The 23,194-nt window shown below is 59.6% G+C and carries 22 protein-coding genes; 6 read left to right on the plus strand and 16 right to left on the minus strand.

The genetic code is table 11. The annotated features are described in order from the left end of the window. Positions 1-41: 41 nt before the first annotated feature. Together ctrA and sciP are read right to left on the minus strand one after the other, a co-directional pair. Complete coding sequence (gene ctrA / locus QO231_RS05680; RefSeq protein ID WP_316774159.1) at positions 42-758, minus strand: response regulator transcription factor CtrA; 717 nt, start codon at positions 756-758, stop codon at positions 42-44. Positions 759-857: 99 nt separating this feature from the next. Beyond that, on the minus strand, positions 858-1,136 hold the full coding sequence (gene sciP, locus QO231_RS05685; RefSeq protein WP_316774161.1) for a CtrA inhibitor SciP: 279 nt from the start codon (positions 1,134-1,136) through the stop codon (positions 858-860). Positions 1,137-1,267: 131 nt separating this feature from the next. Between sciP and mnmA the strand changes: the two genes are divergently transcribed. Further along, positions 1,268-2,410, plus strand: a complete 1,143-nt coding sequence (gene mnmA / locus QO231_RS05690) for a tRNA 2-thiouridine(34) synthase MnmA (protein ID WP_316774163.1) — start codon at positions 1,268-1,270, stop codon at positions 2,408-2,410. A 182-nt stretch (positions 2,411-2,592) separates the two neighbouring features. On the opposite strand, the gene lpxB is transcribed toward mnmA, so the two are convergent. The 13 genes from lpxB to pyrH all read right to left on the minus strand — a co-directional run bounded on the left by lpxB (position 2,593) and on the right by pyrH (position 15,004). Then, the gene (gene lpxB, locus QO231_RS05695) at positions 2,593-3,744 is read right to left on the minus strand and encodes a lipid-A-disaccharide synthase (protein WP_316774164.1); all 1,152 of its coding nucleotides are present in this window, start codon (positions 3,742-3,744) and stop codon (positions 2,593-2,595) included. Next, positions 3,744-4,547, minus strand: coding sequence for an LpxI family protein (locus QO231_RS05700; protein ID WP_316774166.1), 804 nt, complete (start codon positions 4,545-4,547; stop codon positions 3,744-3,746). Before QO231_RS05700 ends, lpxB begins: the two co-directional genes overlap by 1 nt. A 3-nt stretch (positions 4,548-4,550) precedes the next feature. Next, complete coding sequence (lpxA, locus tag QO231_RS05705) at positions 4,551-5,336, minus strand: acyl-ACP--UDP-N-acetylglucosamine O-acyltransferase (RefSeq protein WP_316774168.1); 786 nt, start codon at positions 5,334-5,336, stop codon at positions 4,551-4,553. 4 nt (positions 5,337-5,340) lie between these two features. Next, positions 5,341-5,805: a 3-hydroxyacyl-ACP dehydratase FabZ gene (gene fabZ / locus QO231_RS05710; protein WP_316774170.1), complete on the minus strand. Its 465-nt coding sequence runs from the start codon at positions 5,803-5,805 to the stop codon at positions 5,341-5,343. Positions 5,806-5,957: 152 nt separating this feature from the next. After that, entirely contained in the window at positions 5,958-6,551 is a 594-nt protein-coding gene (locus QO231_RS05715; RefSeq protein ID WP_316774172.1) for an OmpH family outer membrane protein, read from the minus strand. A gap of 6 nt (positions 6,552-6,557) precedes the next feature. Then, complete coding sequence (bamA, locus tag QO231_RS05720) at positions 6,558-8,945, minus strand: outer membrane protein assembly factor BamA (protein ID WP_316774174.1); 2,388 nt, start codon at positions 8,943-8,945, stop codon at positions 6,558-6,560. Positions 8,946-9,085: 140 nt separating this feature from the next. Beyond that, the gene (locus QO231_RS05725; RefSeq protein ID WP_316774176.1) at positions 9,086-9,211 is read right to left on the minus strand and encodes a hypothetical protein; all 126 of its coding nucleotides are present in this window, start codon (positions 9,209-9,211) and stop codon (positions 9,086-9,088) included. A gap of 252 nt (positions 9,212-9,463) precedes the next feature. Further along, positions 9,464-10,813 carry an RIP metalloprotease RseP gene (rseP, locus tag QO231_RS05730; protein ID WP_316774178.1) on the minus strand — a complete coding sequence of 450 codons (1,350 nt, stop codon included), beginning with the start codon at positions 10,811-10,813 and terminating at the stop codon, positions 9,464-9,466. A gap of 4 nt (positions 10,814-10,817) precedes the next feature. Then, a complete protein-coding gene (gene dxr, locus QO231_RS05735; protein WP_316774180.1) occupies positions 10,818-11,990 on the minus strand; it encodes a 1-deoxy-D-xylulose-5-phosphate reductoisomerase in 1,173 nt (390 codons plus the stop codon). Then, a complete protein-coding gene (locus QO231_RS05740) occupies positions 11,990-12,781 on the minus strand; it encodes a phosphatidate cytidylyltransferase (RefSeq protein WP_316774181.1) in 792 nt (263 codons plus the stop codon). The genes dxr and QO231_RS05740 overlap by 1 nt, the downstream gene beginning before the upstream one ends. Then, positions 12,778-13,524 (minus strand): polyprenyl diphosphate synthase, encoded by a 747-nt coding sequence (gene uppS, locus QO231_RS05745; RefSeq protein WP_316774182.1) that lies wholly within the window; start codon positions 13,522-13,524, stop codon positions 12,778-12,780. Before uppS ends, QO231_RS05740 begins: the two co-directional genes overlap by 4 nt. Next, positions 13,521-14,087 (minus strand): ribosome recycling factor, encoded by a 567-nt coding sequence (gene frr, locus QO231_RS05750; protein ID WP_316774185.1) that lies wholly within the window; start codon positions 14,085-14,087, stop codon positions 13,521-13,523. The genes uppS and frr overlap by 4 nt, the downstream gene beginning before the upstream one ends. A gap of 155 nt (positions 14,088-14,242) precedes the next feature. Then, the gene (gene pyrH, locus QO231_RS05755) at positions 14,243-15,004 is read right to left on the minus strand and encodes a UMP kinase (protein WP_394356575.1); all 762 of its coding nucleotides are present in this window, start codon (positions 15,002-15,004) and stop codon (positions 14,243-14,245) included. 139 nt (positions 15,005-15,143) lie between these two features. On the opposite strand from pyrH, the gene miaA reads away from it, so the two are divergent. The 5 genes from miaA (at position 15,144) to QO231_RS05780 (ending at position 22,597) form a co-directional block, all read left to right on the plus strand. Next, positions 15,144-16,007: a tRNA (adenosine(37)-N6)-dimethylallyltransferase MiaA gene (miaA, locus tag QO231_RS05760; protein ID WP_316774187.1), complete on the plus strand. Its 864-nt coding sequence runs from the start codon at positions 15,144-15,146 to the stop codon at positions 16,005-16,007. Positions 16,008-16,295: 288 nt separating this feature from the next. Continuing rightward, complete coding sequence (locus QO231_RS05765) at positions 16,296-17,960, plus strand: ABC transporter substrate-binding protein (protein ID WP_316774189.1); 1,665 nt, start codon at positions 16,296-16,298, stop codon at positions 17,958-17,960. Between the two features lie 127 nt (positions 17,961-18,087). After that, positions 18,088-19,140: an ABC transporter permease gene (locus QO231_RS05770; RefSeq protein ID WP_316774191.1), complete on the plus strand. Its 1,053-nt coding sequence runs from the start codon at positions 18,088-18,090 to the stop codon at positions 19,138-19,140. Positions 19,141-19,155: 15 nt separating this feature from the next. Next, positions 19,156-20,349 carry an ABC transporter permease gene (locus tag QO231_RS05775; protein WP_316774193.1) on the plus strand — a complete coding sequence of 398 codons (1,194 nt, stop codon included), beginning with the start codon at positions 19,156-19,158 and terminating at the stop codon, positions 20,347-20,349. A 163-nt stretch (positions 20,350-20,512) separates the two neighbouring features. Next, positions 20,513-22,597 (plus strand): ABC transporter ATP-binding protein, encoded by a 2,085-nt coding sequence (locus QO231_RS05780; protein ID WP_316774195.1) that lies wholly within the window; start codon positions 20,513-20,515, stop codon positions 22,595-22,597. A gap of 78 nt (positions 22,598-22,675) precedes the next feature. Here the strand turns inward: QO231_RS05780 and QO231_RS05785 are convergent, their stop codons facing one another. Next, entirely contained in the window at positions 22,676-23,194 is a 519-nt protein-coding gene (locus tag QO231_RS05785; protein ID WP_316774197.1) for a hypothetical protein, read from the minus strand.

The following is a 23,194-nucleotide window of genomic DNA, read 5'->3' on the forward strand; positions in this document are numbered from 1 at the left end:
GCCCGACCCGGTCAGGGTATGCGATTTCGTTCTGTGCGCGGTCAGGCGCCAACAGCGAGACGCGGGCTTTCTATTTGGTCGCCTTGCGGGTCGCGCAGAACATAGCCGCGCCCCCAGACAGTTTCGATATAGTTCTCGCCATCCGTGGCAATGCTGAGTTTCTTGCGCAGCTTGCAGATGAAAACGTCGATGATCTTGAGTTCCGGCTCGTCCATTCCGCCGTAAAGATGATTGAGGAACATTTCCTTTGTCAGCGTCGTCCCCTTGCGCAAACTCAACAACTCGAGCATCTGATACTCTTTGCCAGTGAGATGCACCGGTTGATCCCCGGCACTGACGGTTTTCGCGTCCAGGTTGACCGCAATCTTGCCAGTATGAATAATCGACTGCGAATGTCCCTTTGATCTTCGAATAATGGCGTGAATTCGTGCTACGAGTTCTTCACGGTGAAATGGTTTGGTCAAATAGTCATCCGCACCGAACCCAAATCCCTTGATCTTGTTCTCCGTATCATCAGCGCCCGACAGGATAAGGATCGGCGTTTCCACCCTGGCCAGACGCAATTGCCGCAGGACATCGTGGCCATGCATGTCAGGCAGATTCAGGTCCAGAAGGATCAGGTCATAGTCATAGAGCTTTGCAAGATCGATGCCCTCTTCACCAAGATCGGTTGCATAGACATTCAGATTGGCATGTGTCAGCATCAATTCGATGCTTTTTGACGTCGTTGGGTCATCCTCAACCAGTAATACGCGCATTCCAAGTTCTCCGCCTCAATCGTTTTCCCGTTCCGCATTAACCTTGAACAAGAAAAGTTAACCGTGCGTTACCGTCAAAATTGATTATGACATTGCAACTTATGGTTGTCGATACTTTTTGAGTGCAGTCGCTTTCAGGGCATCTTCGCCATGGTCCGCGACCGCGGCGATCCAGCTCTTGAACTCTTCATCGCTCAGCCCGTACGTTCGAAGCGCATCTGATTGTGTCATCAAACCATACAGCACCCCGCGCACCACCGCCGCCTTGCGGGACGCGACCCAGCGTCGTGTATTGGCCGGGGGTAAATCGGCCCGCGTCATGATTGCCCCATCCGGAAGCGTCACCGCGCGCGGACCCTCCACCTTTTTCAGAAACATCTGCCATTCCTCTACATCACCCACCCGAATGTGACCCAGCAGGCTTAACGAGGCATGAAACCGCCCCTTGTGAGTCTCTACGATTTTCCTATATTCTGCGAGGCCTTCCCAATCGTGCAGGAGACGCCGACATGGCGCTGGATACAGACACCCCGCTCAATTCACTTGGCTTCGCCAAATCCCCGGCTGAAACGCGGGTTGTCGTGGCCATGTCGGGCGGCGTCGACAGTTCCGTGGTCGCAGCGGTTCTGGCCGACCATGGATATGACGTGGTCGGTGTAACCCTTCAACTTTATGATCACGGTGCCGCGCTGGCCAAGAAAGGCGCCTGCTGTGCCGGGCTCGATATTCATGATGCTCGCCGCGTCGCCGAAGAACGCGGCTTTCCACATTATGTTCTGGATTACGAGAATATCTTCAAGGATGCGGTCATCGACGAATTTGCCGACAGCTATCTCGCCGGCGCGACACCGGTACCCTGTATCCGCTGCAATGAACGGGTCAAATTCAAGGATCTGCTTGAAACCGCCCGCGATCTCGAGGCCGACTGCATGGCCACCGGCCACTACATCCAGCGCAAGGTCGGAACCCGAGGAGCAGAGTTGCACTGCGCCGAAGATCACGCGCGCGATCAATCATATTTCCTGTTCTCTACCACCCCCGAACAGCTCGATTTTCTGCGCTTCCCGCTCGGACATCTGCCGTCCAAGGCCGAAACCCGTGCGCTTGCCGCAAAATACGGGCTCAGCGTCGCCGACAAACCCGACAGTCAGGACATCTGCTTTGTGCCCAATGGCAACTACGCGGCCGTGATCGAAAAATTGCGCCCGGATGCCGCCGAACCAGGTGAAATCGTTCACGCGGATGGCCGGGTGCTGGGCCAGCATGACGGTATCATCCACTACACCATCGGCCAGCGTCGCGGTCTGGGCATTGGTGGCTTATCCGATCCGCTCTACGTTGTGCGGCTCGATGTCGACAAACGTCAGGTCATCGTTGGCCCAAAGGAGCTGCTTGCCACGCGAACGATCCCGATACGAGAAATCAACTGGCTTGGCGATGTCCCGCTGACCAGTCGCTTAGAATGGCACATTTCGGTCAAGGTGCGCTCCACCCGTCCGCCACGCGACGCGATCTTGCGGCCGTTGACCGAGACGACCGCGACGGTTGAACTGTTTGATCCCGAGGAAGGTGTCTCTCCGGGTCAGGCTTGCGTGTTCTACGAAACCGGTGGCAGCCGAATCTTCGGTGGCGGCTGGATCTGGCGCGGCTAGGGCATTCCGGCGTTTGCGGAGAAACCGATCAACTGTTTTGAAGGTCCAGGGCCAGGGTCAGGATCTGAACCAAATTGGTCTCGAATTGAGCAACTCTTTTCAGCTTTGGACAAATACTCCCGCCGGAGGCCGCACCGCGCAGCGGTGCCAAGAAACCAAGTCGCGCCAAAGGCGCGCCATTTCTAGAGCCGATCCACAACAGCTCGGGCAGCGCGCAGCCCTGGCGAGGCCTCGCCCCGCCCGAGGCGATGCATCGTGACCTCCATCGCCTGCGCCTGCGCGGTCGGGTCTGTCAGGACGTCGTCCAATGCGGTGGCGATCTGGTCAGGCTGGCAGTCAGGCCCCAGACATTCCGGCACGACGCGGGTGTCGCTCACCAGGTTGACCAAAGTCACGGTGTCGATCAGGGCCATGCGGCTGATGATCTGCCAGCTCAGCCAGTTGAACGTATAGGCCACAACCATCGCCGTCTGCGCCGCCGCCAGTTCCAAGGATACCGTGCCTGATGCCGCGAGCGCTACATCTGCTGCGCGAAACGCCGCTCTCTTGTGCGCCTGCGCGTCCTGCGCCGCAAATTCCCGCGGGTCGATCACCACCGTCCCCACGGGCCAGTCCGCCACGCGCTCGCGCACCAGATCTGCAACCGGGGCCGCCGCCGGAACGACGATCCGCAGGTCCGGATGCGTTTGCGCCAACCGTGACAGCGCGCGACCGAACACCGGCGTCAAGCGCGACACCTCGCCATGACGCGATCCCGGAAGCACCAGCACAAAGCGCTCATCGCCAAGGTCAAAGACCGAGCGAAACGCCGCCACCTCTTCCGGCGTTGCCTGCGGTTCGCCGACGACTGGGTGCCCGACAAAGTCACACTGCATTCCGGCTGCTTCCATGTACGGAGGCTCGAACGGGAACAGTGCCAGCACCTGGTCGATCATCTGCGCCATCTTCCTTGCCCGCCCCGGTCGCCACGCCCAGACCGTCGGCGCCACGTAATGCACTGTGCGGATCGGCGCGGCGGCCTTAACCTGACTGGCCACACGCAGACAGAAATCCGGACTGTCGATCGTGATCAATACATCCGGTCGGGCCTCGATCACCGCCCGCACGGTCTCGGATATCCGTCGCTTCAGATGCATGTACTTCGGCAACACTTCGGCAATGCCCATGACACTCAGCTCTTCCATGGGAAACCGGCTGTTCAGCCCTTGCGCCTGCATCTGCGCGCCGCCCACGCCCTCAAAATGCACGTCCGGTACAAGGCTGCGCAAACCTTCCATCAAGGCGCCACCCAAGCGGTCACCCGATGGCTCTCCCGCAATCAGAAAGACACGCATCAGTGGCTCCGGTCCCGCACCCAGAGGAACAGACCAGCACGATCACATGCCGTCCCGACCTCTGCCTGATCCAGCACCATCACCCCGTCGGTTTCGATCACCACGCCTTGCAATCCGACTGCGGCGGCGGCGGCGATGGTATCGACACCGATGGTTGGCATATCCGCGCGCATGTCCTGATTCCGTTTCGGCGCCTTGAAGAGCAGGCCACCTCTCGGCTCGGCTTCCGGCCGCGCGGAAAGGCTCTGCAACATCCAGTCGGTTCCATAGACAGTCTCGATCGCCAAGGCCTGTCCGGCTTGCACAACGCAACATTGCCCCACGTCCACCGCCGACATCGCGTTAACGATCTCCTCGGCGCGCGCGGCGTCCGCACGCGCGCGATCGTCCGGCTCACAATCTGTCATGCATCCCGCCGCGGGCAGTAGCCCCGGCGCGATCTCATGTGCCGACCGAACCGCGAAACCAGCCTGCTCAAACACCGAAATCACCGCCCGCAATGCCCCGTCATCGCCCCGCGTCAGCGCCTGTTGGAGCAGCGGTACCAACGGCATCGTTGCCGTATCAATGGCTGACGGATCAATAACGGGACGGTTGATGGACCCGGCAAGACAAATCTCGCGCACGGCCCTTGTCTTCAGGCCTGCCAGAAGCGAGCCAAGCGTTTCCAGTCGGAAGGTCTCGTCCACCTGTAGGTTGTCCGGCTCAAACCCGGCCAGCGCACAGACGACCGGGCGCGTTTCAAGCTGTCGGACAAGGGCGTGAGGCAACCCGCCTGCGCCCGCGATCAGGGCCAATCCCATGGGTCAGCGCCCCGGGACCAAAAAGGACCGGTCGGTATGGCCGAGTACAAAATCCACCATCTCGTGAACCTGTTGACTATCGCTTTCCTTGCCCAGACGCTCGACGCGCTCGTGAAAGGTTCCCTCGCCCTGTGCCAGCATTTGAAACGCCGCCCGCAACGCCGTGATGTCTGACCTTGCCACCCCGCGCCTCTTCAGTCCGACGAGGTTCAGCCCGTGCAACTCGCCGCGTGGGGCCTGCACAAGCCCGTAGGGGATCACGTCATTTGTCACCATGGTCACCGCTCCGATAATGGCCCCGCGGCCGATCCGAACCCATTGATGGATACCCGCCAGTCCGCCGATGATCACGTCGTCCTCCAGCACGCAATGCCCGGCGACGGCGGCCGAATTGACCACGATCACCCGATTTCCGACCTGCGCGTCATGGGCAATGTGGCAGCCCGCCATGAACAGCCCGTCGTCACCGACGCGGGTCACGCCGCCACCGCCATCGGTGCCGGCATTCATCGTCACATGCTCGCGAATGCGGTTGCGGGCACCGACGATCAACCGGCTGTCCTCGCCCTTGAACTTCAGATCCTGCGGAATCTCACCGATGACGGCAAAGGGAAAGATCACGGTGTCGTCGCCAATTTCTGTCTTGCCGGTAACGACCACATGGCTTTTCAACTCGACCCGGTCACCCAGCACCACGTCTGCGCCCACCACGCAAAGCGGACCGATGACACAGTCCTGTCCGAACCGCGCGCCGTCCTCGATCACCGCAGTGGGGTGCACCTGCGCCATGCCGTCAACCCTTGGGAAGGTCGATCATGGCGGTAAACTCCGCCTCGGCGGCCAGTTCACCGTCCACGGTTGCCTTGCCTCCGAATTTCCAGACCTTGCCACCGGGTTTGCCGCGCAGGGTCTCAAGCTCCATGATCAGGACATCTCCGGGGATCACCTTGCGGCGGAACTTGCATTTGTCGATCGACATGAAATAGATCAGCAAATCCTGATCCACCACATCGGCACCGACACCGATCATCACGCCCGCCGTCTGCGCCATCGCTTCGACGATGGTGACACCGGGCATCACCGGCGCGCCCGGGAAATGCCCCTGAAAGTGCGGTTCGTTCATCGTGACGTTTTTGTAGCCCCGCGCCGAGATCGTGCCGTTGATCTCTTCAACCTTGTCCACCAGCAGGAATGGATAGCGATGTGGCAGGATTCGCTGGATCAGATGAATGTCTGCGCGTTTCAAGTCGTCTGGCATTAAACATGTTCCTGAAATTGGGACTGCAGGAACCTGACTAGCAACCCGGTCACGCTTGGGCAAGTTGCACGAGCGTATTTCGACCTGACCAAATGGCGTTCCGAACGCCCGATCCGGGCGAACCGTAACGCAGACGTCAATGACCAATAGCGCTAGTTCCTGTCGGCGGGGTCATCAGATGGCGTGACACCATCCCTGATCGTTGCATTCAATCGGTTGATTGCCACTTCTGTCACGTCAATCGCCGTGACGCTCAGGAACACGCTGGAGCGTTCCAGCACCACGCCTGCGCCGGCCTCCTGCATCAGATCCGTGAGAATCGGGCGCGCGGCCTGGATGAACTTGACCTGTTCTTCCTCGTTCTTCTGAACCAACGCACGGGCCTTGGCGTCCTGTGTCCGGCGGAACTCCTTGACCTTCGCGTCGAAGGCATCGGCCAGTTCGCGGAATGCCGCCGGTTCCATGTTGGGGCGCCGGTCGGTCAGCTCCTGTTCCTCCAGGGTAAGCTCCTGTTCGATCCGCCGATTTTCTCGGGCAAGCTCGCCGCTTGCGGCCTCAAACTCGCGCGCCACACGTTTTCCGAACGCGGAATCGCTGAAGAGCCGCTCCGAGGAGATCGTCAGGATGACGCTGTCTGGCAATCCAAGCTGCTGCGCGAACGCTCCGGCCGGAAGGACCAAGAGCAGCGCGACCACCCGGGCCAGACTGGTCAGAGCGGACCGCAGGCGTGCCGCGAGAGGCATCATCCGCAGTTAGAACCGCGCCTGGATCGTCAGATCAAAGCTCTGTTCCTTGTCAAAGATCTCTTTTTGCAGTGCCTTGCTGAAGTTGAATCGCAGCGGACCAAAACCGGTTGTCCAGAGCAGCGAGACCCCGATCGCGGAGCGCCATGATCCATCCGCACCACAAACCCCGGCAACACCACCACACATCGCGCCGGCGGTATCCACATTTTGGGTGCCCCAAAGATTGCCGATGTCATAGAAAACGCCGCCACGCAGCCCCAATTCCTCGGGCAGTCCCAGCGGGAACTCTGCCTCGAACCGGGCGACGGCATAATAGTTGCCGCCGATCGCGTCATCAAACCCGTTGGATTGGTCACGGGGCCCGATACCGGCGGGCTCGAAACCGCGCAGGATGGTGGGTGTCAGAATATACCGGTCGATGGAGCGGCTTGGCGTTTCCGAGCGCCAGCTCAACGCACCTGCTTCAAAGGATGCCCTGAGCACCACCTCCTCGTTCAGGATCATTTTCTGAGCGATCACCTTGGCTGAGGTTTTGACATATTTGTCGTCACCGCCAAGACCGGCAAAATCGGCGCCAATCTGGAACAGTACGCCGGCGCTTGGGTTGAGGCCCGTCAGACGGCTATCATAGATATAGCTGAGACCGAATGCACTGCTCGACCGACGCCCCTGTTCGATCTCGCGCAAGATGACGGCGCCACTAAAATCCTCAGCGGGCGTGCCGCGTGCTTCCATTTCGCTGTCGCTAAAGCTGTAACGCATCTGAATCCGGCCGTTTTCGCTGATCGGGAAGGTCAGTGATGGAGCGAAGAAGGCGCGATCGATATCATAGCTCGCAAAACTGGAGGAACTCGAGGCAACGCCAAGGTCGATATTGAACTGCAAGTCACGCCCAAGAAGGTAGGGTTCGGTGAACCCCAGAACATAGGCATCTGATTCCTGCGCTGTCGAAATGCTGAACGAAAGCCGCTGGCCGCGGCCCAAGAAGTTGTTCTCTGTCAGACCGATGGCAATACCAAACCCGTCGACCACCGAATAGGAACCACCAAGGTTAAGTGAACCGGTCGGTTGTTCTTCGACATCTACATCGACAATGACTTGCGCGGGGGTCGAGCCTTCGCGCGTTTCCACGTCGGCGGTCCCAAAGAAGCCGAGAGCGCGGATGCGTTCTGCGCTTTCACGTATTTCGCGCGGATTGAAGGGATCGCCCTCCACAATGCGGAACTGCTGGCGCACGACCCTGTCCAGAGTGGTGGTGTTGCCTTCGACGTCGATCCGTTCGACGAAAATGCGCGGCCCCTTTACCAAGGCGAACTCCACATCAAGTGTCAGGTCCCGGTCATTGCGTGTGATCCTCGGCTCGACCCGCAGGAAATCAATCCCTTCCTTGATTCCAAGCCGCTCCATCCGGGCAATCGAGTTCTCGACCAGGGATGGCGAATACACCACACCGGGGCGCAGCTTGAGTGCATTTTGAAACTCGGCCGCGTTGACTCCGGTGATCTCGCTGACGGTAGAAATCTGCCCAAACTTGAACTGCTGGCCTTCCTGCACATTCATCACGAGGTAGAAACCGTCGCGCTCCTGGGTCAGTTCGACATTGCTCCCCAGAACCCGAAAATCGACATAGCCGCGCGACAGGTAGAAATCGCGCAAGACCTGCTTGTCGAATTCGATCCGCTCCTCGATCAGCGTGTCTGATCTGATGAAGGCCCGCAGAATGCCCGCCTGCTTGGTCTCCAGGATACGGCGCAACCGTCGATCGGAAAACACCCGGTTGCCGACAAAGCTGACGCGTTCGACCTCGATCGTTTCACCTTCGGCAATTTCAAAGATCAGATCGACCCGGTTTTCGCTCCGCCGAATGATGCGCGGCGTGACCGTGGCGGCAATCCTGCCCTGTTGCGAGTAGGCTTCGGCGATGATTGCGGCGTCGGCTTCGGCAATGGTCGGGTTGAACACCTGCCGCGATTTGGAATCGATGAACTCTTCAAGGTCTTCATCCTTGAGCCGGCGGTTTCCCTCGATGCTGATCCGGTTGATCGTCGGCCGTTCCTTGACGATGATCCGCAAGGTACTGCCCCGAGGTTCAAGGTCCACGCTCTCAAAGACGCCGCTGTCGACGATTCTCTGATACGCGGCGTTCAGTTCACCCGCACTGACTGCTTTACCGGGATTGATTCCCGTGTAAGCGGCAATCGTCGATGTCTGGATCCGTTTGTTGCCTTCGACCTGAATCGAGTTGAAGGTATAGGATTGCGCCGCTGCAAGCCCTGCCGAGAACAACGAAACCGTTGCAAAGACAAGGAAAAACGGGATCACCCCTCGATACAATATGTTGACGCATCTTAATGCGCGATCACGAGATATACCCACAGCCCAGCCCAAACCCATCAGTCTTAACCCCGTTCATCACAGCTTTGGGATTGTGATTATCGGGATTGGAAGATGATGTCAAAACCACATGGCATGCGGGCTGTTCGGGGCACTGTTCTGAGTGGTGCGGCGTCGGACGGAAACAGGTTCAGCGGGCGTTACAGACCGGCCAGATACCCGCTGGCAACCAACGCGGTTGCAATCGCCAAAAGGAACAACAGACGGTCCGCGTTCAGCTCGACCATCAGGCTGAGACCGCGATATGTTCTATGCAATGCGTGCATGACCCTATTCCCTTGGCTTCCGACCTGTTCTGGCGGACGCGAAGACAACTATAGGCAGAATGTGGCAAGACTGGGGCAAACTTGTGCCGTCAAAGCGTCACTGCGAGGCCACGACTGAAGAGAAACTCTCTAGGGTTGAACAAATTCAATACTTTCGGAGAAATGCATCACTCATTCGCCGTAGTCCCTTGCTCGGCGAGACCGTGGGATTTGGACCCCAAAAAGCAACAGTCTCGCGCTGACTGACCGGTACTAGCAGAACAGATCGTTGCCAAGGGCGAACACCATCAGCGACAGGATCAGACCCAGCCCAATCGCCATCAGAATGCGCAACGCCCCGTCGCTGGGCGGTTTGCCCGCCACGGCTTCGTAGGCGTAAAACACCAGGTGCCCGCCATCCAGCGCGGGAATTGGAAACAGGTTCAAGAGCCCGACCGCCGTCGACAACACTGCAATGAACCAGATGAAGCTCTGCGCGCCTTGCGATGCCATCGCTCCGGATGTTTCCGCAATACCAATCGGGCCGGACATGTTGCAGGTGCTGATTGCCCCCGTGATCATGTGCCATAGACCCGACAGCGAACTGGAGATCACCGCCATGGTCTGCACGGTTCCGCCAACCACGGCCTCACCCAGCCCTGCGGCCTCGGTCGCGGGTACAAAGGCCATCCCCCCTGCAATGCCGATACGCCAATGGGTGACAAACCCGCCATCTGCCTGCGGCTCGTCCGTGCGGCGTGGTGCCAGCGCGAATTCCAGGGTTTCACCGTTCCGCCACACATCCAGTAACAACACCCGGCCATCCGAGGATTCAACCGCAGTTTTCAGCTGATCAAAGGCAAATATCGGCGCGCCATCAATGGCGGTGATCACATCACCCGATTGAAGCCCGATATCCATCGCGGCACTGCGCGGGGCCACTTGCGAAACATAGGGTGGAAACAGGTACGGGCCTTGCACCACGCGCTCTTGCCCGTCCCGCCGCACCGTGTAGTCAAGGCCCGGCTCGACCGGGATGTCGCGGGTGAACCCGGACCAGGCGACAGCATCGTCAAACGACGGTGCCATGGTGCCGGCGATCTCGATGATCTCATCGCCTTCGGTCAGTTGATGAAAGCCGGAAGGCAAGTCCTGAACCTCACCGACGGTCAATGGCTCGCTCACAACGCCGCGGGTCAGAACGATGGCCGAAAACACCAGAATGGACATCACGAAATTAAAGATCGGCCCCGCTGCAACGGTGGCCGTGCGAGCCCAGAGCGGTGCGCCATGCATCGTGCGCCGCAATTCCGCCGGGTCGCCTTCTGCGGTTTCCATCGCCTCGGAATCCTTGCCTGACGCCGCGTTGGCATCGCCAAGGAATTTCACATACCCGCCAAAGGGCAGAGCCGCGATCTGCCAGCGTGTACCACGCTTGTCCATGCGGCTGTAGAGCACCGGCCCAAAGCCCAGCGAAAACACCTCGGCATGGATACCGGACCAGCGCCCGACGATGTAGTGGCCATATTCATGCACGGCCACGATCACAGAGAGTGCCACGACAAACGCGAGCAACGTGTAAAGAAGTCCGCCGAATTGCGGAATCAGCGAAACTAGATCCAAACTCTTATCCTGCTCGTTTTTCCATTGCGGAGTCTGCCCATACTCTGGCGAGATGGTCCGTTTGCATCACGGTTTCAAGGGTCATCGTCTCATCTACTAGTCCGGGTTCGGCTTCAAACCGGGTCAGGACATCTTCGACGATCTCCGCCATATCCACAAATCCGATGCGGCCGGCAAGGAAGGCGTCCAACGCCCGCTCCTTGGCCCCGTTGAACACCGCCCCTGACAGACCGCCGCGATTCATCACCGCCCGCCCCAGACGCAAGGCGGGGTAACGCGCTTCTTCGGGTGCACGAAACGTCATCTCGCCGACCGTCGCCAAATCCAGCCTTTCGACCGGCAGGGTGCGCCGTTTCGGCCAGTTCAGGGCAAAACCGATCGCATGGCGCATGTCAGGCGGACCCACATGCGCCATCAGCGCCCCGTCGTTAAAGCCGACCATCGCATGAATCAACGATTCAGGGTGGACAACGACTTCGATCATCTCAGGAGAAACTCCGAAAAACTCTTTGGTTTCTATGAGTTCCAGCGCCTTGTTGAACATGGACGCGCTGTCGATGGTGATGCGCTGGCCCATATCCCAGTTTGGATGGCTTGACGCTTGGGCCAGCGTTGCATCTTTCAGATCCTCCAGCCGCCAATCACGGAATGCTCCGCCACTGGCGGTTATGATGATCCGCTCGACCGTGTCCAGTTCTTCCCCGATCAGCGCCTGAAACACCGCCGAATGCTCGCTGTCCACGGGCAGCAATCGTGCGCCGGCGGTCCTTGCCGTCTCAAGCACCAGCGCCCCGGCACAGACCAGCGATTCCTTGTTGGCCAAGGCCAGTGTCGCGCCCTGCTCCAACGCCGCCAGTCCCGGTTTCAGACCCGCGGCACCAACAATTGCCGACATCACCCAATCGGCGGGCCGGGACGCGGCCTCGACCAGGGCCTCCGGCCCGGCGGACGCTTCAACGCCACTGCCCGCCAGCGCGGCACGCAAGTCTTCAAGCAGGTCCGAAAAGGCCGTCACCGCCACGTCGGCATTCAACGCACGCGCATCCTTGGCCAGTTGCGCGATGTTGCGCCCACCCGTCAGCACAACCACGTCATACTCCGCTTGCGCGTTCCGGATCAGGTCGATGGTATTCTGTCCGATTGACCCGGTCGCGCCAAAGATCGACACCCGTCGCATCACACCGCTCCCGGCGGCAATCCGCATAGGCCCGCGATCACGAGAACAAAGAACGATGCCCCCAGCATGCCATCAAACCGGTCGAGAAATCCGCCGTGACCGGGGATCAGGGTGCTGGAATCCTTGACGCCGACCATGCGCTTGACCGCGCTCTCGGCAATGTCACCCATCTGCGCCGCAAACGCGACGAGGACGGAATATGGCACCAGCAACAGGCTCGTGTCCTGCAGCATGGCAAAGACCAGTCCCACAACCGCAGCACCGAGCCACCCGGCCACCGTACCGGACCAGGTTTTCTTCGGGCTGACCTTTGGCCAGAACTTCGGGCCACCCAATGTACGACCGGCAAAATAGCCTGCAACGTCCGACACGATCACGATCACGATCAGCCAGATGATCCAGACCAGACCGAAATCATCGCGCACAATCGCCATTTCGAGCCCGGCCAGCAGGACAAGCCCCATGAACGCGCCACAGACCAGACGATGTTGGCGCAAGGTCACAACCCCAAGCAGTACCGGCACCGCAAGTACTGGCAGGCCATAGACCGACGGCAAATGGATCGCGAGGATCAGCGACAGGGCCGCCGTGCAGGCAATCGCGATGACCAGCGGTCCGGATTGCCCGTTCAGCATCCGCAACAATTCCCAGATCATCGCGCCACATACGGCTGCGACAAAGATGTGAAAGACATCGGCCCCGGCCCAGACGGCCAGTATCCCGATCGTGACCATGACAATCGCAGAGCCAATGCGTGGTGCCAGATCCGCCCAGCGTCCTGAACCGCTCATGCGGGAACGGCGCCGAATCTGCGGTCGCGTGTCCCATAGCTCGTGCACAGGCGACGCAATTCTTCACCGGAGAAATCAGGCCAGAGCGTATCGATGAATTCATATTCGGAGTAAGCCGACTGCCACAGCAGAAAGTTCGAGATGCGGGCCTCGCCACTGGTTCGGATCACCAGATCCGGATCGGGCAACACATGGGTATCGAGATAGCGCGGCAGGGTTTCCTCATCGACATCATCCGGGCTCAACCGCCCACCGGCGACATCCTGCGCCAGCCGTTTGGTTGCGCGCGCCACCTCGTCGCGCCCTCCATAGTTCAGGGCGATGGTCAGATGGACCAGATCGTTGTTTGAGGTCATCTCCTCAAGCTGATCCATAAGCAGGACCAGTTTTTCATCAAGCCTCAGCCGGTCGCCGATAAAGCGAACCCGCACACCGCGCTCCTTCAATGCACGTGCCTCACGGGTGATATAGCGGCGAAACAGGCTCATCAGGCCAGCCACTTCGACCTGAGTCCGTTTCCAGTTCTCGGTCGAAAACGCAAATATCGTCAAGTACTTGATGCCCAGTTCCGGGCAGGCTTCGACCACTTCGCGCACCCTGCGCGCCCCGGCGTGATGCCCGAACAGGCGCGGCCGACCGCGCGCCTGCGCCCATCGCCCATTGCCATCCATGATGATTGCCACATGACGTGGTCCGCCCGGAGGCGCCGTATCCGGAACCGGTGTCGTGCCGCCCTGTTTCAAACCTGCATGATTTCCGCTTGTTTCGTTTCCAGCGCAGTATCCACGCCAGCGATATGCTTGTCGGTCAGTTCCTGCACCGTCTCTTCCCAGAATTTCTGATCGTCTTCCGAAACCGACCCGTCGGACTTGGCCTTCTTGATCTGATCCATACCGTCACGACGTACATTGCGGATCGACACCCGCGCATGTTCCGCATATTGCCCGGCCACCTTTGTCAGATCACGGCGGCGCTCTTCGTTCAGCTCGGGGATCGGCAGCATGATGATCGTTCCATTGAGCTGCGGATTGATTCCCAGCCCGCTTTCACGGATTGCCTTTTCCACCTTGCCGACCAATCCCTTGTCCCAGACGTTGATCGTAACCATACGCGGCTCGGGTACGTTGACGGTGCCGACCTGGTTGATCGGCGTCAGCGCGCCATAGGCATCGACCATCACCGGCTCCAGCATCGACGCGCTTGCGCGTCCGGTCCGCAACGATGCAAATTCCGTGCGCAGGTTGGCCATCGCGCCATCCATCCGCCGCTCAAGATCATCCGTGTCCAGCATGAAGTCGTCAGACATATCGCTCTGTTCTCCCGAAATGCGCGTTCCGTTTCGTGCCGTTCAGTATCACTGCTGGCCTTCCGCCACGTTATTAGCAGAAGAACCGAGAAACGCCAGCGGCACTTGTCGCATCGATTTTGCGCGAAAAGTGCAGACCTGGCCCCGGCGCAGCGTTACCCCTGAACCTTGGTATAAGTGCCCTCGCCCGCGAGAATGCCGCGAAAACCGCCGGGCTCGTCCAGGGAAAACACGATGATTGGCAGGTTGTTGTCGCGCGCCAGTGCGATCGCACTTGCATCCATCACGCCCAGCCGCTTTGCCAGCACATCATCGTAGGATACGACATCATACCGCTTGGCATCGTCATGTTTCGCCGGATCCTTGTCATAGACTCCATCGACCTTTGTGCCTTTGAAAATCGCCTCGCATTTCATCTCGTTGGCGCGCAGCGTTGCCGCCGTGTCGGTGGTGAAATACGGGTTGCCGGTCCCGGCTGCAAAGATACAGACCCGCTGTTTTTCGAGGTGGCGCACGGCGCGGCGGCGGATATAGGGTTCCGCAACCTCATTCATGGTGATTGCGCTGATAACGCGCGTATGGATGTTCAATCCCTCGAGTGCAGATTGCATCGCCAGCGCATTCATCACCGTCGCCAGCATCCCCATGTAGTCCGCAGTGGTCCGCTCCATCCCCTGCGCGGACCCTTGCAGCCCCCGAAAGATGTTGCCCCCACCAATCACCATGCAAATCTCAACGCCCAGATCGTGAACCGATTTCACCTCCTGGGCAATCCGCTGTACCGTGGGCGGATGCAGACCATATCCCTGATCCCCCATCAACGCCTCGCCCGATATCTTGAGCATCACCCGTCGAAAGGCGATGCTCGTTTGCGCGTCTTGCGCGGTTGCGGTGTCGGGGTTTGAGGAAGGGGTCATGTTGCGCTCCGCGGCAGGACGGGTTTATTTGCGCGCAAAATGAAGGAAATCGCGTCCGGGTACAACTCGCCATCCTGCGGTCACACACAATGATCCGAAAGAATCTCACGATACGCGACGGGATGGGTTGAAGAAAAGAATGCAATTTACTGATATTCCAAAAAATAGACCCGTATTGATTGCCGGTCCGACCGCTTCGGGGAAATCCGCGCTGGCGCTGGAAATCGCCGAGCGCGACGGCGGCGTCATCATCAATGCGGATGCCAGCCAGGTTTATCGCTGCTGGCGCATTCTGACAGCACGACCCTCGGAAGAGGAAGAGGAGCGTGCACCCCATATGCTCTACGGCCATGTACAGTGTACCGATTCCTATTCCGCCGGGCACTGGCTGCGCGAGGTGCTGCCGTTGCTCGCGGGGCCACGCCGCCCGATCATCGTGGGCGGGACTGGTCTCTACTTTTCCGCACTGACCCAGGGCATCGCAGACATTCCGCCGACCCCCGCCGGGATTCGCGCGCAGGCCGACGCCATGAGCCATGATGCGCTGATCTCCGCGGTGGATGAACGCACCCTCGCCGGTCTCGACACCCGGAACCGCGCCCGGGTTCAGCGTGCTTACGAAGTGCAAGCCACGACCGGGCGCGCACTGGCCGACTGGAAGGCCGACACACCGCCCCCCGCGCTGCCCTTGAAAGACGTGGTTCCGCTGGTCTTTGACGCCCCGCGCGACTGGCTGAACCAGCGCATCGCGCGCCGCTTTGACCAGATGCTGGACAATGGTGCACTGGATGAAGTCCGGGCAATGCTTGACCGCTATGATCCGTCCCTGCCCGCGTGTCGCGCCATCGGCGTTCCCGAACTGGTCGCACATCTGCAAGGCGAGTTGAGTCTTGAGGACGCACGGGAGCGCGCCACGATTGCCACCCGGCAATTCGCGAAACGCCAACGCACGTGGTTTCGCGCACGGATGCAAGGCTGGACACCGGTTCATCCCGATATCTGAGCGGCGACGTCGGAACGCGACACGCGACTTTTCCATCAAACAGCGCGTACCCTTCGGATCATGAAACCTGCGTCATCTATCCCGTCATGTCGTTTCTTGACCTCCAACATGTCGCAAATATTACCAGAATGTCGAAAGCGATCATTGACCTATGGCCGAATCTCGTGCCGAATGACCGTAGGGGATGAACTCAAAAGCAATCATAAGCCAAGCAGGGCCCTGCCAAACCGGCAGGGGCTAACTGGTATGTCATTCCGATCCGATCATCCAATCCACAGGGAGAGCTACATGACCCAGCAAACAATCAACGGCAAGCCGGTCCATTGGGCTGCCGAGATGCACGCAAAGGAATATCGCGAAGGCAAGATCACCCGCCGCGATTTTCTGGCACGCGCGTCGACATTCGGCGTCGCAACCGCGGCCGCCTATGCCATGGCCGGGCTGCCTATGCCGGCCCAGGCCCAGGGCGAACCCCAGCCTGGCGGCACCATCCGGGTGCAGACCAGCGTGCGTGCCCTGAAGGATCCGCGCACCTATGACTGGAGCGAATTGGGTAACCAGACCCGCGGCACTCTGGAATACCTCGTTGAATACAATTCCGACGGTACCTTCCGCGGCATGCTGCTCGACAGCTGGGAGATCAACGACGACGCGACGCAGTACATGCTCAATCTACGACAGGGCGTGACATGGAACAACGGCGATCCCTTCACTGCCGAAGACGTCGCGCGCAACATTGCCGGCTGGTGTGACAAGAACCTCGAAGGCAATTCGATGGCGGGTCGGTTTGCCACTCTGATCGACGAAGAAACCGGCATGGCCATCGAAGGCGGCATAGAGGTGGTCGATGACCACACCATCAAGATCAACCTGCCGCAACCGGATATTTCGCTGATCGCGGGCATGTCTGATTATCCTGCCGCCATCACCCATTCGACCTATCAGGTTGACGATTTTACCGCCAATGTCGGTACCGGCCCGTTCCTGATCGAAGAGCTGGAAGTCGGCGTGAAGTGCACGCTCGTGCGCAACGCCGACCATTCCTGGTGGGGCACCGATGTTTACGGCGGCCCCTATCTGGATCGCGTGGAATATGTCGACTACGGCACCGATCCGGCGGCATGGCTGGCTGCGATTGAATCCGAAGAAGTCGACATGCTGCATGAAAGCGTCGGCGAATTCATCGACGTGCTTGACGGCTTGGGTCTGGTGAAATCCGAAGTGGTCACCATGGCCACCGTCGTGATCCGCCCCAACCAGCTTGCCGAAGTCGATGGTGCCCAGCCCTATGCCGACAAGCGTGTGCGTCAGGCACTGGCGATGGCAGTCGACAACGCGGTCCTTCTGGAACTCGGCTATGGCGGGCGTGGCGAAGTCTCCAACAACACCCATCTTGGGCCCAAGCACCCAGAGTACTTTGATGTCGGCGCGGCCAAGCACGATCCGGAAGCGGCCAAGGCCCTGATGGAAGAGGCCGGGATGATGGATTTCGAGCATGAAATCCTGTCCATCGATGACGATTGGCGCAAGAACACCACGGATGCCGTCGCGGCACAGCTGCGCGACGCGGGCTTCCAGGTCAAACGCTCGGTTCTGCCCGGCTCGACCTTCTGGAACGACTGGACCAAGTATCCCTACAGTTCGACCAATTGGAACCACCGCCCGCTGGGTGTGCAAATCTGGGCCCTTGCCTATCGCTCCGGCGAGGCCTGGAACGAATTCGGCTGGGCGAATGCGGAGTTCGACGCGCTGCTCTCGGATGCTCTGGCGATTGCCGACTCCGACAGGCGCCGCGAGATTGCAGGCAAGGCGGCTGCGCTGATCCAGGAAGAGGGCGTGACCATTCAGCCCTACTGGCGAGCGCTGTACCGCCACATGCGCGAGGGTCTGATCGGGACAGATCAGCACATTGCGTTTGAGCATCACCAATACAAATGGGGCCTGGCCTCCTAAGCCAGCGCACATTCCCGCCCCGGTCCGCCGGGGCGGGGCACCTCTCGGGACCGGGGCCGCAAACGCCCTTGCAAGACAGACACCGGACACAACCGGGCCATCCCGCAGCTGACCGACAGGGGACATCATGGGACTATTCATTCTGCGCAGAACGGGCGTGATGATAATAACGGCGATTTGCCTCACATTCATCGTGTTTTTTCTGACCAATCTCTACCCGAACCTCGAAAAGCTCGCAAAGACTCAGGGCAATTTCCGCATGTCGGACGAGGCGGTCACAAGCTGGCTGACCAAGGAAGGATATTTGCAACCCCTGCCCGTCAAATATGGTCAATGGCTGGGTGTTCTGCCCGGCTGGACGCTTGAAACCGAGGACGGCATCACTGGCCGCTGCATACGGGGAACCGCCACGGTGGATGAGGCCGCGGACGCCAGAACGTTCTGTGGCATCCTTCAGGGAGACTGGGGGTATTCCACCGTGTTCAAGGACGAGGTCTCGGGCATCATCGCCACGCGGCTCGGTCTTACGGGCAAGTTGATGTTCTGGGTTCTGGTGCTGATGATCCCCTCCGCCCTGCTCGTCGGAGTGCTCGCCGGTATGCGCGAAGGGTCCGCCACCGACCGCACGCTTTCGACCTTCTCGATCATCACCACGGCAACGCCTGAGTATGTCTCCGGCGTCATCTTCATCGCGGTGTTCGCCTCTTCCGCCGTTGGCCTGAAATGGTTCAAAGGCACCGCCACCTCGGCGATGGAGAGCGCCAATTTCGAAAACTTCTTTCTACCGGTCCTGACCATATCGCTTTACGGCATGGGCTATATCGCGCGGATGACACGGGCGAGCATGACTGAAGTGATGACAGCACAATACATCCGGACCGCGCGGCTCAAGGGCGTGAAATTCTCCAACATCGTGATGAAACACGCTCTGCGCAACGCCCTGATTGCACCGTTCACGGTGATCATGTTGCAATTCCCGTGGCTTCTGAACGGCGTGGTCATCGTCGAGACCCTGTTCAACTACAAGGGTTTTGGCTGGGTGCTGGTGCAGGCGGCGGGCAACAACGACATCGAACTGCTGCTCGCGGTGTCGGTGGTTTCTGTGATCGTGGTTCTGGTGACCCAGCTGATATCGGATATCGGCTATGTGTACCTCAACCCGCGCATCCGCATATCTTAAGGGAGGGCAGAGAATATGGAACCTCTCGGCACATTCGATATCATCATCCGCGTCCTCTATCAGTTCACCTCGGTGTGGATCGCGCTCATCATCCTGTTTGCCGTGTCGGTGGCCTTCAAGCGCAGGCTGGGTCTTTACGGCAAACTCTTTGACAGTCCGATCGGCATGATCGGGTTTGCCCTGGTGATGTTCTGGGTTTTTACCGGTATCTTCGGCGCGCTCGACCTGATCGTGACCCATGATCCGCTGGCACAGATTTCCGGTATGAAGAACAAGGTGCCCGGTACGCCGCTCGCCTCGCCCGAAGAGGGCCAGTATGGGTGGTACCTGCTCGGCGGCGACAACCTTGCGCGCGACGTGTTCAGCCGCATGGTCAGCGGGGCGTGGGTCGTGGTGCAGATCGCGCCGCTTGCGACGCTGTTCGCCTTCATGGTCGGCATCACGCTGGGCCTGCCGGCGGGATACTACGGCGGGCGGCTCGACACATTGCTGTCGTTTCTTGCCAACCTCATCCTCGCCTTCCCGGTGATCCTGCTCTTCTACCTGCTGGTCACACCGGAAATCGTGGCGACCGGCGTGCCCAACTACATGGCGACGGTACTCTTTGTCTTTCCCATCGTCTTTGTCGGCGTCCTTCTGAACTCGCGCTACTACACGCAGCCAAATTTCCGGACCCCGCTCCTCATCGGCGTGCTGGGCGTGATGCTCTGGCTTTACCTGTCGCTGATCTCCGAGGTCGGCACCAAGGTTTCTATCCTGCCCGGCGTGCTTGACATCTTCGACATTCCAGGCGGCATTCTCGTGGTGTTCGTGTCTGTGGTCTTCGTGAACTCACCCACGGTGTTCCGCATCGTGCGCGGGCTTTCCATGGACATCAAGACCCGCGACTACGTGGCTGCCGCGCAGACACGTGGCGAAGGACCGTGGTACATCATGTTGTGGGAGATCCTGCCCAATGCGCGCGGCCCGCTGATCGTCGATTTCTGTCTGCGCATCGGCTACACCACCATCCTGCTCGGCACCCTCGGGTTCTTTGGCCTCGGCCTGCCACCCGAAAGCCCGGACTGGGGCAGCACAATCAACGAAGGGCGCAAACTCTTGTCGATCTACCTGCACCCCGCCCTGCCTCCGGCGTTTGCACTGCTCTCTTTGGTGTTAGGTCTTAACCTGCTGGCAGACGGACTGCGTGAGGAGAGCCTCAAGGATTGAGGATGTTCTGACGCGCGGTGGCGCAGCGCGAAAGACGCAGTCTTTTGCAGGCGCCGCACACTGACGATTGTTGGCGCCCACTCAACCAATGGGCGACAAACAAGAAACAAGAATGTGCCGCAAGGCACTCATTTTCCTAACAACCCGCAACAGGGGACACGACATGGCAAAACTGGATTACGACGGACCGATCCTTGAAATCGACAAGCTGTCGATCTCGTTCTTCACCCGGTTGCGGGAAATCCCGGCGGTCATGGACTTCTCGGTCACCGTCAGACCCGGTGAGGCGGTTGGCCTTGTCGGTGAATCCGGCTGTGGGAAATCCACCGTGGCCTTGGGGGTGATGCAGGATCTCGGCAAAAACGGGCGCGTCGTCGGCGGCTCGATCAAGTTCAAGGGGCGCGATCTGTCGGAGATGAGCGAAGAGGAACTGCGCGACATCCGGGGCAGCGAAATCGCGATGATCTACCAGGAACCCATGGCCTCGCTGAACCCGGCAATGAAGATCGGCAAACAGCTGATGGAAGTGCCGATGATTCATCAGGGCGCATCGGAAAAAGAGGCCTTCGAGCGCGCCCTTCAGGTGGTGACGGACGTCAAGCTGCCCGACCCCAAACGTATCCTGAATTCCTTCCCGCACCAACTCTCGGGTGGTCAGCAACAGCGTATCGTGATCGCGATGGCGTTGATGTCTGAACCGGCGCTTCTGATCCTTGATGAGCCCACCACCGCGCTCGATGTCACGGTCGAGGCCGCGATTGTCGAACTGGTCAAGGATCTGGGTCGCAAATATGGCACCTCCATGCTGTTCATCAGCCACAACCTTGGCCTGGTACTGGAAACCTGCGACCGGATCTGCGTGATGTATTCCGGCGAGGCCGTCGAACGCGGCAGCATCGAGGATGTGTTTGACGAGATGCAGCACCCCTATACTCAGGCGCTCTTCCGTTCGATCCCCCTGCCCGGTGCCGACAAGAACAGCCGCCCACTGGTCGCGATCCCCGGCAATTTCCCCCTGCCCCACGAGCGGCCCAAGGGGTGCAACTTCGGTCCACGATGCGACTATTTCGAAGAAGGCCGCTGTGATCAGGGCGACATCATGATGGAGCCGGTGCCAGGCAATGATCGCCACCACACCCGCTGTCTGAAGTTCAAGGAAATCGACTGGAACGCGCCGATGGAACTGGCGGAAACCAAGGTCAAGGGCGAGATCGGCGAAGTCGTCCTCAAGATGGACAATCTCAAGAAATACTACGAGGTTGCGGCAAATGCCATATTCGGCGGAGCCAGCAAGAAGGTCGTCAAGGCCAACGAAACCCTCAGCTTCGAGGCCCGCGAATCCGAAACTCTCGCCATCGTCGGTGAATCCGGTTGCGGCAAATCCACCTTTGCCAAGGTGCTGATGGGACTGGAAACGGCGACCGAGGGCCAAATCCTGCTCGATGGCAAGAATATCGAACATATCCCCATCGAAAAGCGAGACACCAAGACCATCAGCGACGTGCAGATGGTGTTCCAGAACCCGTTTGACACGCTGAATCCGTCGATGGCCGTCGGTCGCCAGATCATCCGGGCGCTCGAAATCTTCGGCATCGGCAACAGCGAGGCCGAGCGCAAGGCGCGGATGCTGGAACTGCTCGATCTGGTGAAACTCCCGCGCGCCTTTGCGGAACGCATGCCCCGGCAGCTTTCCGGCGGGCAGAAACAGCGCGTCGGCATCGCGCGCGCCTTTGCCGGGGGCGCGCGCATCGTCGTCGCGGATGAGCCGGTCTCGGCGCTCGACGTGTCGGTCCAGGCTGCTGTCACCGATCTCTTGATGGAGATCCAGCGCGAGGAAAAGACCACGCTGCTCTTCATCAGCCACGACCTTTCAATCGTGCGCTACCTGTCGGACCGGGTCATGGTCATGTATCTCGGCCACGTGGTCGAACTGGGCACCACCGATCAGGTTTTCTCGCCGCCCTATCACCCCTATACCGAGGCGCTGCTTTCGGCGGTTCCCATTGCCGATACGTCGGTGAAGAAGAAGCATATCGTGCTGGAAGGTGATATTCCGTCCGCGATGAACCCGCCGAGCGGTTGCCCGTTCCAGACCCGCTGCCGTTGGAAATCCGAAGTGCCCGGCAATCTCTGCGAAAAAGAAGTGCCCCCGGTGCGGGTGCTGGCTGGCGATCATCAGGTCAAATGCCATCTCAGCGACGAGAAACTTGCCGAGATGGAACCGGTGATCCAGATAGCGGCGGAGTAATCCGCTCACAAAGACGCCCGCTTACGAAACCGCGGGCGTCCCTGCTAGTCCATTTCCAGTCTTGCTCAGATACTTCGGTCAGCGCGCTGCCTCACGCATGTATTCCGGCAGGTTGTCGGCGACTTCGTCCGCGAAAGCGTTGATCAGGGCAAAGTAGAAATCTGCCTTGCTCGGTTCGATGACCACATAGCCTTCGGGTGCTGAACCATCGGCTGACATGGCAACCAGATTGATCGCGCGGGTCACCGGGGTGGCGTTGGTTTGCGGGCTGGTGACCGCAACGACACCTTCCATCTGGTTGAATTCCATACTGTCAGGCAGCAATGAGTCGCCGTCCAGCGAGACATCCTGAAGCGTCACGTCAACGATGTAGCCCTCCGGATCGTCGGCGGTTGCCACGCGTTCAATCACGGCGGTTTCCAGATCGTTCTGCAATTGCGGATAGAGTTCGAGCACGTTGGAATCGTCGCTCGCGTCGATCGCGACGTCGACGGTCACCTCCTTGACCTTTGCATCTTCCGCAGTGGCGCTCAGCGCCGTGCAGAGCGACATCACCGAGGCCGCTCCCAGCATCAAGAATTTTGAACGAACTTGCAT

It is taken from the genome of Sedimentitalea todarodis, assembly GCF_032595355.1.
In the GTDB taxonomy this organism is placed as follows: domain Bacteria; phylum Pseudomonadota; class Alphaproteobacteria; order Rhodobacterales; family Rhodobacteraceae; genus Sedimentitalea; species Sedimentitalea todarodis.